A 13,032-nucleotide genomic window follows, 5' to 3' on the forward strand; every position below is an offset into this window, starting at 1 on the left:
GCAAAAGACCGGTTCAAATGATTTGCGACCTGCGCCTCAAGGCAATAAGCATCAAGTCAGGACTTCACATTTTTTTCACACGTCTTCTTACAAGATAAAGGCCGCTAAAGGAATAGCGCCCCATGCCCGCCTCGGCGGGCTTCTTTTTGCCTACAGGAAAGCATCAAGGCGTAGAGTCGAGCTTCAGCCCTTCCCTGATACGCAAAACCTCATCCTTGTTCGCCGCATAGCCATCAACCGATCCGGCATAGGACAACGACCACGCCATCTCCTTGTTCGCTGCTGCCACCAGGGTCTGGGTCATCACATGCACGCCGTTCTGGGTCACCGTGCAGGTGGTTTCCAGCGAAGGAATCACACTGAGCTGCCCTTCGCGCACATGAGTGCACACGCTCTGCATGCCGCTGCGAGCGAAATTGACCTGAATCGACTTGCGCATCTCCAGCAAAACAGCCTGAACATTGACCTCATGGCCAGGCACCAGACGTGACTGGGTCAGCTCCATCACCATACTCGGATTACCGGCCTGATCGTTTTTGACTGCGCGTTGTCTGACTTGCACGGACGGTTGAGTGGCGGGGTCCGCTGTCGGCAGCGATTCCACCTCCCAGCCCGCCGGCCAGATGATCATTGCATCGGCGGCATGTGCACCTGCTGCAGCCAGGCACAGGCTGATGAACAAGGATCTGCATGGCAAGAACGTCATGATCGAAGCTACTCAGTACAGGAAACTGGAAATTCTGAGCCTGTCGCCCGCCACGAGCAAGGGCCGAAGCACTTTTTGATCAGCGCAAGGTTTGGCACTGGCCGCCCTGCCCCGTATCATTTGGCAATTTTTGAACACTCTGTTGGAGATCCCCATGAGCCTGCAAGAACTCAATACCTTCCCTGGCGTGACCGCTGAACCTGAAGCGGCCACCCAGCGCTTCGTGTTCAACCACACCATGCTGCGCGTCAAGGACGTCACCGCCTCGCTGGACTTCTACACCCGTGTACTGGGTTTCAGCCTGGTAGAAAAGCGCGACTTCCCGGAAGCCGAGTTCAGCCTGTACTTCCTGGCACTGGTCGACAAGGCCCAGATCCCTGCCGACGACAAGGCTCGCCACGAGTGGATGAAATCCATCCCCGGCATTCTGGAACTGACCCACAACCACGGCACCGAAAAAGACCCGGCCTTCAGCTATCACAACGGCAACAGCGACCCGCGTGGCTTCGGGCATATCTGCGTGTCCGTACCAGACGTGCATGCAGCCTGCGAACGCTTTGAAAAGCTAGGCGTGGACTTCCAGAAACGCCTGGCCGATGGCCGCATGAACAACCTGGCCTTCATCAAGGACCCGGATGGCTACTGGGTGGAAATCATCCAGCCGACGCCGCTGTAACCCTTCGCCTGTTCCCGAATGGATTCGCTCTTACAGTCTGTACACCGTAGGAACTAATTTATTCGCGAATGGGGCCATGTACATAAAAAAGCCCCATGATCACTCATGGGGCTTTTTTGTATCTGACTGCCAATCAGGCCGGAGCAGATGTGCGGATCAGGTGATCGAAGGCGCTCAGGGAAGCCTTGGCACCTTCGCCCAGGGCGATGATGATCTGCTTGTAAGGAGCAATCGTCACGTCACCGGCACCGAAGATACCTGGAACCGAAGTCTCGCCGCGTGCATCGACGATGATCTCGCCACGTGGCGACAACTCGATGGCACCCTTGAGCCATTCGCTGTTAGGCAGCAGGCCGATCTGTACGAAGATACCTTCCAGCTCGACAGTCACTTCTTCGCCATTAACACGGTTCTTGTAGCGCAGGCCGTTGACCTTCTGCTCGTCGCCAGTCACTTCAGTGGTCTGGGCGCTGGTAATCACGGTAACGTTCGGCAGGCTGTGCAGTTTGCGCTGCAGGACTGCGTCGGCACGCAATTGCACATCGAATTCCAGCAGGGTCACGTGGGAGACGATACCTGCCAGGTCAATGGCCGCTTCAACGCCCGAGTTACCACCGCCGATCACTGCAACGCGCTTGCCTTTGAACAGCGGGCCATCGCAGTGCGGGCAGTAGGCAACGCCCTTGTTGCGGTATTGCTGCTCGCCAGGGACATTCATCTCCCTCCAGCGGGCACCGGTAGCCAGAATCACGGTCTTGGCCTTGAGGCTTGCACCGCTGGCGAACTTCACTTCATGCAGTTCGCCCTCTTTGCCGGGAATCAGCTTGTCGGCGCGCTGCAGATTCATGATGTCGACGTTGTATTGCTTGACGTGCTCTTCAAGCGCAACGGCCAGTTTAGGGCCTTCGGTGTGTTGTACCGAGATGAAGTTCTCGATTGCCATGGTGTCCAGCACCTGACCGCCGAAACGCTCTGCCGCAACACCGGTACGAATGCCTTTACGGGCTGCGTAGACCGCTGCGGCCGAACCGGCTGGACCACCGCCGACGACCAGAACGTCGAAGGCATCCTTGGCATTGAGTTTTTCAGCCTGACGAGCGCTGGCGCCGGTGTCGATCTTGGCGAGGATTTCTTCCAGGCCCATGCGGCCCTGGCCGAACAGTTCGCCATTGAGGTAGATGCTCGGTACCGACATGATCTTGCGGTCAGTCACTTCATCCTGGAACAGCGCACCGTCGATGGCGACGTGCTTGATGTTCGGATTGAGGACCGCCATCAGGTTCAGGGCCTGAACGACGTCCGGGCAGTTCTGGCAAGACTGCGAGAAATAGGTTTCGAAATGGAACTCGCCTTGCAGGGCGCGAACCTGTTCGATGGTTTCCGCACTGACCTTGGGTGGGTAGCCGCCTGTTTGCAGCAACGCCAGGACCAGCGAGGTGAATTCGTGCCCCATGGGAATACCGGCGAAACGCAGGCTGATATTCTGACCAGGGCTGTTCAACGAGAACGATGGCTTGCGTGCATCGGTGCCGTTGTCTTGCAGGGTGATGTCTTTGGAAACACTGAGTACATCGTTCAGCAGAGCCAGCATTTCCTGGGATTTGGCGCCGTCATCAAGGGACGCAACGATCTCGATGGGGCGAGTAACCCGCTCCAGGTAGGATTTCAACTGGGCTTTAAGATTGGCGTCCAACATGTGGCGACTTCCTATTTTACGAAGGTAGAAAAAACAACGCCCAGGCGATGACCGCCCGGGCGTTTTTTGGGGCGATGCGGTTTACTTGCTCAAGAGCTCAAAGCCCCTAGCCGTTTCATACGACTTAGATCTTGCCGACCAGGTCCAGAGACGGAGCCAGAGTAGCCTCGCCTTCTTTCCACTTGGCTGGGCAGACTTCGCCCGGGTGAGCAGCAACGTACTGAGCAGCCTTGATCTTGCGCAGCAGCTCGGAAGCGTCACGGCCAACGCCGCCATCGTTCAGTTCAACGATTTTGATCTGGCCTTCAGGGTTGACCACGAAAGTACCGCGATCAGCCAGACCGGCTTCTTCGATCAGCACGTCGAAGTTGCGGGAGATCTGCAGAGTCGGGTCGCCGATCATGGTGTACTGGATCTTGCCGATTGCTGGCGAAGTGTTGTGCCATGCAGCGTGGGCAAAATGAGTGTCGGTAGAAACGCTGTAGATCTCGACGCCGAGTTTCTGGAACTCAGCGTAGTTGTCAGCCAGGTCTTCCAGTTCGGTAGGGCAAACAAAGGTGAAGTCGGCTGGGTAGAAGAATACGACAGACCATTTACCTTTGAAGTCAGCTTCCGAAACGTCGACGAAAGCACCGTTCTTGAATGCGGTTGCTTTGAACGGTTTTACTTGGCTGTTGATAATAGGCATCGGTGAATCTCCTGATGGGTTGTGAATTCGATGGAGTGAAGCTTACGCACGATTGATGACAAAGGCTCATTGGCAAACCTGATGTTGCTTATTAGTTTTGCCTATCGGCGAAGCTTATTAATAGAAGAAACCTTCACGTCGCCCAGGTCCCCGGAAGGACTGCTGAACGAAACCGGCTCAATGTAACGCATCGCAGACTTCATGTCCCGCCACCCCACGTAAGCCATGAGCGACTTGAGGTCCCATCCGTTGCGATGCGCCCAGGTGGCAAACCCGCGGCGCAACGAGTGGCTGGTGTATTGATCGGCGCTGATACCTGCACGCTCGAACGCCTGACGCAACAAGGGAATGACACTGCTGACATGCAGCCCCTCCTCGCCCAGATTGCCCCAGCGATCGATGGAGCGAAATACCGGGCCACGCGCCAAGGCAGAGCAATTGACCCAGTCGATGTAAGCCTGCACCGGACACAGGCGCTGCAAGGCCGGGGTCTGGTAGGTCTTGCCGATATTGTCCCGATCACCCTTGCTACGCGGCAGGTAAAGACTGATCCCGGATTCGGGAATCGCCTTGATGTCCTCGATTTGCAGGCGGCACAGCTCGTCACTGCGAAACCCTCGCCAGAATCCCAGCAGGATCAGCGCCGCATCGCGACGACAGCGCAGCAACTGCGCCTGATCGTGCCGTGCCAGCGCATCATTCGCCTGAGCTTCAAGCCAGGCAACCACACGCTCCAGATCCTGCAACTGCAAAGGCTCGGCCTGCTTCTCCTGAGCGGGATGCAAGGCCCGTATGCCCTTGAGTACCTTGCGCACCATCGCGGACTTGGTCGGGTCGGCAAAACCCTGGCTGCTATGCCACTGCGCCAGCGCCGACATGCGCAGCTTCAGGGTATTGACTGACAGGGTCGAAGCATAGGTCGCCAGATAGCGGGCCACACTCTCGCTGGTGGCCGGCAGAAACCCGCCCCATGTCACCTCGAAATGCTCGATGGCCGCTCGGTAGCTGCGCCGGGTGTTGTCCCGGGTCGCCGCCGCGATATAGCGATCAACGTCATTCATGCCTTGTCACCCCTTTGTGTACTGCGCACATCGCCCTCACAGGCCAGACAAGCGTATGACACGGGATAATACGCCAATATCACGGGTTAATTTATTACAAATTCAACGCTGATTTTCAATCTAATATAGTATGTAATTACAGGGTACATACCACAGTACGAAATCGTAGGAGACAGCATGGCTCGCGGCGGTGTAAACAAGGCGCTGGTGAACAAGGCACGGCTTGCCCTGCTCTCTCGCGGGGAAAATCCCAGCATCGATGCAGTACGTGTCGAAATGGGCAATACCGGCTCGAAAACCACCATCCACCGCTATCTCAGGGAGCTGGATGAAACCGACACCGCGCCGCCCGCCATCAACGATGAACTGACGGATCTGGTAAGCAGGCTTGCCCAGCGCCTCCAGGAACAGGCTCAGGAACGTATTGATCAGGTCCGCGACGAGCACGACGCCCATCGCAAGGCCATGCAGCAGGAACTCACCACAGCGCAGCAGCGCATTGATGAACTGCAAGAGCGGCTGACACGCCAGACCGACGCTTTCGAGCAACAGAACGCCGCCCTGCTCCACTGCCAGCAGACACTGCAAGGCGAGCAGACGGAAAATGCCAGGCTGCAGCAGGCCAACAGCGACCTGGAAGCACGCCTGCAAGACAAGGACGCGCAGATTCACTCACTGGAAGAAAAGCATCGGCACGCCCGGGAAGCGCTGGAGCACTATCGAAACTCGATCATGGAGCAGCGCACCCGCGAGCAACAACGCCACGAAGGCCAGCTTCAGCAAGTCCAGATGGAGCTGCGCCAGGCCCAGCAGAGCCTGACAATGCGTCAGGAAGAAATCACCTTATTGAACCGGGACAACGAAAGGCTGCTGACAGAAAATCGCAACGTAGCAAGGGCGCTGAACGACCAGAAGGACCTGCTGAGCCAGGCCACCCAACAAGTTGCCAGCACCCGCGAGCATTACCAGCATTCACACACCCAATGCGCCCTGCTCGAAGAACGACTGCGCACCACTCAGGACGAGAACGCCGAACTCAAGCAAAGCCTGACGGACACTCGCCAACAGAACCGCATGCTGGAATTGTTGCTGATAAAGAAGGAAGCCGCACTGGAACATCTGCGCGAGCCCGGCGAAAAACCAAAGCCGAAGAAGGCTTCGGGCAAGGCGTCGCCGGACCAATAAAAAGCACCGGCCAACCTGCGCGACGACTATAAATAGCCACTATTTATTCATCATATAATTATTCTTAAATGTTATTTAATTAACATTTTTTATGCATATAAGCTCACTCCATATCCGACTAAATCCCTGGAAGCTGGAGCCTTGTATGCACAAACCCACGAAACGCCTGTCTCGCCTGGCAACCGCCATCGGCCTGGGTGCAGCACTGATGTCCGGCGCATTGATAATGCCTGCCACTGCGCAAGCCGAGGGTGAAATAAGGATCGCCGAACAGTTCGGCATCGTCTATCTGCTGCTCAACGTCGTGCGCGACCAGAACCTGATCGAGAAGCACGGCAAGGAAGAAGGCCTGGATATCAAGGTCGACTGGACCCAGCTCTCCGGCGGCTCGGCGGTGAACGATGCCTTGCTGTCAGGCTCCATCGATATCGCAGGCGCCGGTGTCGGCCCGCTGCTGACCATCTGGGACCGTACCAAGGGCAAACAGAACGTCAAGGCCGTCGCTTCGCTGGGCAACTTCCCGTACTACCTGCTCAGCAACAACCCCAAGGTCAAGACCATCGCCGACTTCACTGAAAAGGACCGCATTGCCGTACCGGCCGTGAGCGTTTCCGTCCAGTCGCGTTACCTGCAATATGCAGCCGCCAAACAATGGGGTGACAAGGAATATGCCCGACTGGACAAATACACCGTCAGCCTGCCACATCCGGACGCGGCTGCCAGTCTGATCGCCGGAGGCACCGAACTGACAGGGCATTTCTCCAACCCGCCCTTCCAGGAGCAGGAACTGAAAAACCCTGGCGTGCATGTCGTGCTCAACACCTACGACCTGCTGGGACCAAACTCGCCAACCGTGCTGTTCGCCACCGAGAAATTCCGCAAGGAAAACCCGAAGACCTACAAGGCCTTCATTGAAGCCTTGTCGGAAGCCGAAGCATTCGTCAGCAAGGACATCGGCGCTGCAGCCGACACCTACATCCGTGTCACCAAGGCCAAAATCGATCGCGCAGAACTGCTGCAGATCATCGACAAACCGGAATTCCAGTTCACCATCACCCCGAAGAACACTTACCCGCTGGCCGAATTCCTGTACCGCGTCGGTGCGATCAAGAACAAGCCAGAGTCGTGGAAAGACTACTTCTTTAAGGATGCCAAGCCGCTTCAAGGTAGCTGACAGCCTTCACGCTGCCCCTGTCGTCCGGCAGGGGTAAATCCCTTACAAAAAAGCGCTCCCGCCATTAAGCGGGAGCGCTTTTTACAACTCGGCTGTTACCAGTTATAGGTGGCACGTGCGTAGTAAAACGCGCCGCTATACCCATAAGGTGAAAACGTACTGTAGGCCAGGTTGCCGCCACTGGACGCAAATTCGTTCAGCTTCTCCGGGTATTCATCGGTAACGTTGTCGCCACCCACTGTGAAGACCCAGTTCTTGAGCTTGTAATCCACTGCCAGATCCAGCAACCAGGCCGCCTTGAACGTCTGATCGTTGACTTCGGCTGCCTGATAGCTGGTGAACTCGCCATAACGCACCAGGTTGGAGTGCAGCGTCCAGTTGCCGATCGTGAAATCGTTGGCCAGGGTAAGTTTGTGCTGCGGCGTGGTATCACCCAGCAGACCGATGCGTTCACGACGGTCTACACGCACCAGATTGACACCCAGTTGATCCAGCTCCGGCGGGTTGGCTTTTACGCTGGTGACCTTGGTGTGGTTGTAGTTGTAGCCCAGGGTGCTGTTCCAATCCACACCGTTATCGAACTGATAGCGGTAGTTGGCAACCAGGTCGATACCGTCGGTGCTGGTGTCGGTGGCATTGGTGAAGTAACGGACACTGGTGTAGTTGATGTCAGTGATACCGTTGGCTTGCAGGTAGTTGGTTGCAGCGTTGTTGAGCACCAGGTTGGAGGACAGCGAGATGCGATCACGGATGTCGATACGGTAAACATCCGCAGTCACGGTCAGATTGTCCAGCGGCTTGAGCACCAGGCCCAGACTGTAGTTGCGGGACTTCTCGGCCTTGAGATCTTCAGCACCCAACAGTTGAGCCACATTGCTGTTGGCCGGGAACGTACCCGCTTCCTGAATGGTGTTGCCGATCAACTGCGACGAGGTATACGTGAAGTTCTGCTGAGCCAGCGATGGCGCACGGAACCCTGTCGAAACGCTACCGCGCAAGGCGATACGCGGCGTGAAATCGTAACGCGCCGAAACCGAGCCACTGGTATTAGAGCCGAAGTCACTGTAGTCCTCGCGACGCACAGCTGCCGAAACCCCGAGCTTTTCAGTGATATTGGTTTCCAGGTCCAGATACTGGGCAATGTTATGCCGCGAATAGCTGCCTGCATCCGCTGCGCGGAAACCGCCAAGCCCGGAGCTGCCGGTCTGGAAGTAGGACTCGGCCTGACCCGCCTCGATCTGATAACCCTGGTGCAGATACTCGGCACCGAACGCCACCGACACCGGATACGGCAGCCACGCAGCACTGAACTCACGGGACAGATCCAGGCTGAGCTGCTTCTGGTCGTTGGTCAGCGTACCGTTATAGAACGAGCGCGGAGTGGCCAGACCCAACGAGGTGTTGATGGTCTTGGTGCGCAACTCGTAAGAGTTCTTGCCGTAGTTGGCAGACAGGTCGTAATGCCAGTTATTGGCAAGCTCGCCACGCAAACCGGCGACCAGCGTCGTGTCTTCCAGGGTGCCGCGAATCAGCGGCAGGTAACCATTGGGGAAAATTGCAGGAATGTTGTTACCGGCATTGCTGGCCCGGTAGAACGCTGCCGTTTCACCGCGACGCTTGCTGTAGCCGCCAAAGCTGTAGAACTCGGCAGCATCGCTGAAGGTGTAGCCACCGTTGAACTGGATCTTGCCTTCTTCGGTTTCCGGCTCACCCTGACGGAATACATGCTGTCCGTAGGTGGTAGAACCGACGCTTGCCGGGCGAAGGTCATTGCCAGCGCGGTCAGTGTAGTCGTTGTTCGCACCTTCGCCGGAAAGATTGAGGAAACCATTGCTGCCCAGGGCAAAACCGGTGTTACCCGAAATATTGCGCTTGATCCCGTCTCCCTTCTTGTACTGCCCGTACTGAGTGGAAATCGAACCACCATGGTCGCCCTCCTTGAGGATGACGTTGATAACCCCGGCGATGGCATCCGAGCCATAACGTGCCGAGGCACCGTCACGCAGCACTTCGATGTGATCGATGGCAGACAGCGGAATGGCGTTCAGGTCGGCAGGTGCCGAACCACGGCCGACCGCGCCACCCAGGTTGACGAAGGCCGAGGTATGACGGCGTTTGCCATTGACCAGCACCAGCACCTGATCCGGCGACAGACCACGCAATTGCGCAGGACGCGTCAGCTCAGCGCCATCCACCAGGCTGGGACGTGGAAAGTTGATTGAAGGAATCAGGCGAGCCAGTACCGCCCCCAGTTCTCCAGAACCGGAATTGCGCAGGCTGTCGCCGGAAATGACATCGATGGGTGACAACGAAGCGCTTGCAGTGCGCTCCTGAGCCCGCGTACCGGTCACGATGACCGTATCGAGCGTTTTGCTTTCTTCCTTGGCCTCCTCGGCCAGTGCTGCGGCGCTCCAGGTTCCGGCAGTCAGCAAATTGGCTGACAAAATGGCCGTCCCCAGCACGTGTCGTTTAAAGCTCCCCATACCGCTCCCCTTTTAAATCCCTGACCCCAGACCTCTCTGCCTGGGTAACAACGAGCGATCCGTGCGGCGGACGGTAGCGTTCATCGATATGTAATTAGGTTCCCCGGTGGTCCGATGCCTTATAGCTTAATGCCATTAACTGTAAGTTTTTAAATACCATTAATGCATAAGAAGCTACAAATGCGTTTTCAAGCGCACAAGGCAGGAGCGGATTTATTTGCGAACAGGGATTTACGCACCAAAACGGGGAGTTTTCTGGCAGATGGATCAGTTTCTGAGGTGGACGGTCGCGGGCAAGCCCCCTCCCACAGGCTGGAAGGGGGCTGAATGTTACGGTGCCGGGTTGGGTTGCCCGACATGAATCGCTTCGATACCGGCAATAACCTCATCGGACAACGAGACATCGATGCTCGCCAGGTTGACGGCCAACTGCTCAAGCGTGGTCGCACCGATGATGTTGCTGGTCACGAACGGGCGGCTGGTGACATAGGCCAGGGCCATTTGTGCCGGGTCCAGACCGTGCTGGCGAGCCAGTGCCACGTACTGCGCGGTAGCACGCACGGCCTGCGGATTGTTGTAGCGCTGGAAACGCTCGAACAGCGTCAGACGACCATCGGCCGGACGTGCGCCGTCGAGGTATTTGCCTGCAAGCACACCGAACGCCAGTGGCGAATAAGCCAGCAGACCGATCTGCTCGCGAATCGCGATTTCCGCCAGGCCGATTTCAAAGCTGCGGTTAAGCAGGTTGTACGGGTTCTGGATGGAAACGGCACGCGGCAGGCCATGGGTTTCGGCCAGGTGCAGGAAACGCTGGGTGCCCCAGGGAGTTTCGTTGGACAGGCCGAAATGACGAATCTTGCCAGCCTTGACCAGATCGTTCAGCACCGACAGGGTTTCTTCGATCTCCACCGCCGAATCGTCCGGGTCATGCTGATAGCCCAGCACACCGAAAAAATTGGTCTTGCGATCAGGCCAGTGCAGTTGGTACAGGTCCAGATAGTCGGTGTTCAGACGCTTGAGACTGGCCTCCAGCGCTGCGGTGATATTGGCGCGATCCAGGCGCGGGTTGCCATTGCGGATATGCTCCATGCGGCCAGGACCGGCCACCTTGCTGGCCAGCACCCAATCCTTGCGATCACCGTACTTTTTGAAGTATTCGCCGATGATGCTTTCGGTCTTGGTGTAGGTTTCCCCACGTGGCGGCACCGGGTACATCTCGGCGGTGTCGATGAAGTTGACGCCAGCCTTTTTAGCCAGCTGAATCTGCTCGAAAGCCTGGGCTTCGGTGTTTTGCTCGCCCCAGGTCATGGTGCCCAGCGCGATGGCACTGACCGAGATATCGGTCTTGCCCAATGAACGAAATTGCATCGATGTCTCCGTCTGGTTCAGATAAAAACGAGCGCACTTCGGCGCCTGGCAAAGAGGCCCTATAAAACGCCCTCAGCCCAGGAGCTGCAAGTGTTTTGTTGGTGTCCGCCGGCCAACACCTGCATGGCAGAGCGCTTAGCGATAGCCTTCGGCCTGCAGATCGAACAGCGTTGCGTAGTGACCACCGGCTGCCATCAGACTGTCGTGATCGCCACGCTCCAGCACACGCCCCTGCTCCAGCACCACGATATGCTCGGCGTTGCGCACGCTGGAAAAGCGATGGGAGATCAGCAACGTCATGCGCCCTTTGGCGTACTCGCGAAAACGATCGAAGACCGCGGCTTCCGCCCCCGCATCCAGTGCGGCGGTCGGCTCATCGAGAATCAGAATGTCGGCATCACGCCGCATATAGGCGCGGGACAAGGCGATCTTCTGCCATTGCCCGCCGGACAGCTCCTGACCGCCCTTGAACCAGCGCCCCAACTGGGTCGCATACCCCTTGTCGAGCTGCGCAATGAAAGATGCCGCCATTCCCTGTGAGGCCGCCTCCTTCCAGCGACTCTCGTCATCGAAGGCAGTGATATCGCCCACGCCAAGGTTTTCGCCCACCAGAAACTGATAACGGATGAAATCCTGAAAGATCACCCCGATACGGGTACGCAAGGCCTCTTCGTCCCACTCCTGCAAATCGCTGCCATCGAGCAGGATGCGCCCCTGATCCGGTCGATAAAGGCGCGTCAGCAACTTGATCAACGTGGTCTTGCCCGAGCCATTGGCCCCCACCAGAGCAACGCTGCGACCGGGCGCCAGGTGCAGATCGATATTCTCCAGCGCCGCCTGACTGGCACCCGGATAGCTGAAGCTCACCGCCTCGAAACGCAAGCCATCGCCGGGCGTAACGCCTCTGGTCAGGCTGCCCGAGGCTGGCTGGACCGGCTGCCCGAGGTATTCATAGAGATCCGCCAGATACAGCCCATCCTCGTACAAACCGCTAATGGCCATCAGGCTGCTGCTCACAGCGGTCTGCCCCTGCTTGAACAGCACCAGATACATGGTCATTTGCCCAAGCGTGATACGTCCGTGCACGGCATCGACAATCACCCAGGCATACGTCAGATAGAAAGCCGCAGTGCCCAGCAAGCCCAACAGGAAACCCCAGCCATCGCGGCGGATGGTCAACTGTCGGTCTTCGGCATACAGACGCTCGAAGGTGTCCCGGTAGCGCTTGAGCAACAGCGGCGCAAAACCGAACAGCTTGACCTCCTTGATGTGAACCTCATTGGAGAGCAGCGCTTCGATGTAATTCTGTTTGCGTGTTTCAGGGGCACGACGCGCAAACAGCCGGAAGGCATTGCCCGAAAAATGCGCCTCGGCAAAGAATACTGGCAATGCGCCCAGCACCAGAATCAGCAGAGCCCAGGGCGAGAAATGTACCAGCAACACAGCGAAGCCCATCAGGGCAATCAGGTTCTGCATCAGCCCGAGGGATTTGGTGACCAGCGCCAACGGCCTCACCGACGCCTCACGGCGAACCCGCACCAGCTTGTCGTAGAACTCCGAATCCTCGAACTGCAACAACGAAAGGGTCTGGGCCTTTTCCAGAATCAGCGTGTTGACCTTCTGCCCAAGCTGCACCCGCAGCAAGGCCTGCTGAACCGATAACGCCCGTTGGGCGGCGGCCAACAGCGCCAGCACGCCCGCTTCAAGCAAGACATAACGCAAGACCGGCCACAGCGGCGCATCGCCGGTGGCCGTATTGAGTTCGATGGCAGCCAGTACCGAGTCGACGATGCGCTGGCCCAGCCAGGCGGCCAGTGCAGGCAGCAGACCGGCAATCAGGGTCGCCAGCACCAGCCCGAGGGACAAGGCTCGTGAAGTGGTCCAGACTAGCTGCATGGCACGGACTGCCTGCTGCAGGAAAGACGTCAAACGAGGGACAAGGGACATGCGCACAGGAACTCTTGAAACAGGAATGGATTGAGAGCAGGCCTGATA

The 13,032-nt window shown here is 57.5% G+C and carries 10 protein-coding genes; 3 read left to right on the top strand and 7 right to left on the bottom strand.

Annotated elements, in window-relative coordinates; translation table 11 throughout:
* Positions 1-163: 163 nt before the first annotated feature.
* Positions 164-706, bottom strand: a complete 543-nt coding sequence (locus tag CKW23_RS11185; protein WP_038399828.1) for a DUF4946 domain-containing protein — start codon at positions 704-706, stop codon at positions 164-166.
* A gap of 154 nt (positions 707-860) precedes the next feature.
* Between CKW23_RS11185 and gloA the strand changes: the two genes are divergently transcribed.
* Positions 861-1,382, top strand: coding sequence for a lactoylglutathione lyase (gene gloA / locus CKW23_RS11190; protein WP_025259930.1), 522 nt, complete (start codon positions 861-863; stop codon positions 1,380-1,382).
* 133 nt (positions 1,383-1,515) lie between these two features.
* On the opposite strand, the gene ahpF is transcribed toward gloA, so the two are convergent.
* The 3 genes from ahpF to CKW23_RS11205 form a co-directional block, all read right to left on the bottom strand.
* Positions 1,516-3,078 (bottom strand): alkyl hydroperoxide reductase subunit F, encoded by a 1,563-nt coding sequence (gene ahpF / locus CKW23_RS11195; protein ID WP_025259929.1) that lies wholly within the window; start codon positions 3,076-3,078, stop codon positions 1,516-1,518.
* Positions 3,079-3,202: 124 nt separating this feature from the next.
* Positions 3,203-3,766, bottom strand: a complete 564-nt coding sequence (gene ahpC, locus CKW23_RS11200; RefSeq protein ID WP_025259928.1) for an alkyl hydroperoxide reductase subunit C — start codon at positions 3,764-3,766, stop codon at positions 3,203-3,205.
* Between the two features lie 101 nt (positions 3,767-3,867).
* Entirely contained in the window at positions 3,868-4,827 is a 960-nt protein-coding gene (locus tag CKW23_RS11205; RefSeq protein WP_025259927.1) for a site-specific integrase, read from the bottom strand.
* A gap of 177 nt (positions 4,828-5,004) precedes the next feature.
* On the opposite strand from CKW23_RS11205, the gene CKW23_RS11210 reads away from it, so the two are divergent.
* Positions 5,005-6,012, top strand: a complete 1,008-nt coding sequence (locus tag CKW23_RS11210) for a DNA-binding protein (protein ID WP_095067574.1) — start codon at positions 5,005-5,007, stop codon at positions 6,010-6,012.
* Between the two features lie 145 nt (positions 6,013-6,157).
* On the top strand, positions 6,158-7,186 hold the full coding sequence (locus CKW23_RS11215; protein ID WP_095067575.1) for an ABC transporter substrate-binding protein: 1,029 nt from the start codon (positions 6,158-6,160) through the stop codon (positions 7,184-7,186).
* 95 nt (positions 7,187-7,281) lie between these two features.
* Here the strand turns inward: CKW23_RS11215 and CKW23_RS11220 are convergent, their stop codons facing one another.
* The 3 genes from CKW23_RS11220 to CKW23_RS11230 form a co-directional block, all read right to left on the bottom strand.
* Positions 7,282-9,669: a TonB-dependent siderophore receptor gene (locus CKW23_RS11220; RefSeq protein WP_025259924.1), complete on the bottom strand. Its 2,388-nt coding sequence runs from the start codon at positions 9,667-9,669 to the stop codon at positions 7,282-7,284.
* Between the two features lie 330 nt (positions 9,670-9,999).
* The gene (locus CKW23_RS11225; protein ID WP_025259923.1) at positions 10,000-11,037 is read right to left on the bottom strand and encodes an NADP(H)-dependent aldo-keto reductase; all 1,038 of its coding nucleotides are present in this window, start codon (positions 11,035-11,037) and stop codon (positions 10,000-10,002) included.
* A gap of 135 nt (positions 11,038-11,172) precedes the next feature.
* Positions 11,173-12,984 carry an ABC transporter ATP-binding protein gene (locus CKW23_RS11230; protein ID WP_095067576.1) on the bottom strand — a complete coding sequence of 604 codons (1,812 nt, stop codon included), beginning with the start codon at positions 12,982-12,984 and terminating at the stop codon, positions 11,173-11,175.
* Positions 12,985-13,032 lie beyond the last annotated feature (48 nt).

Origin of the sequence: Pseudomonas sp. Irchel 3A18 (assembly GCF_900187465.1) — a bacterium.
Taxonomy (GTDB): domain Bacteria; phylum Pseudomonadota; class Gammaproteobacteria; order Pseudomonadales; family Pseudomonadaceae; genus Aquipseudomonas; species Aquipseudomonas cichorii.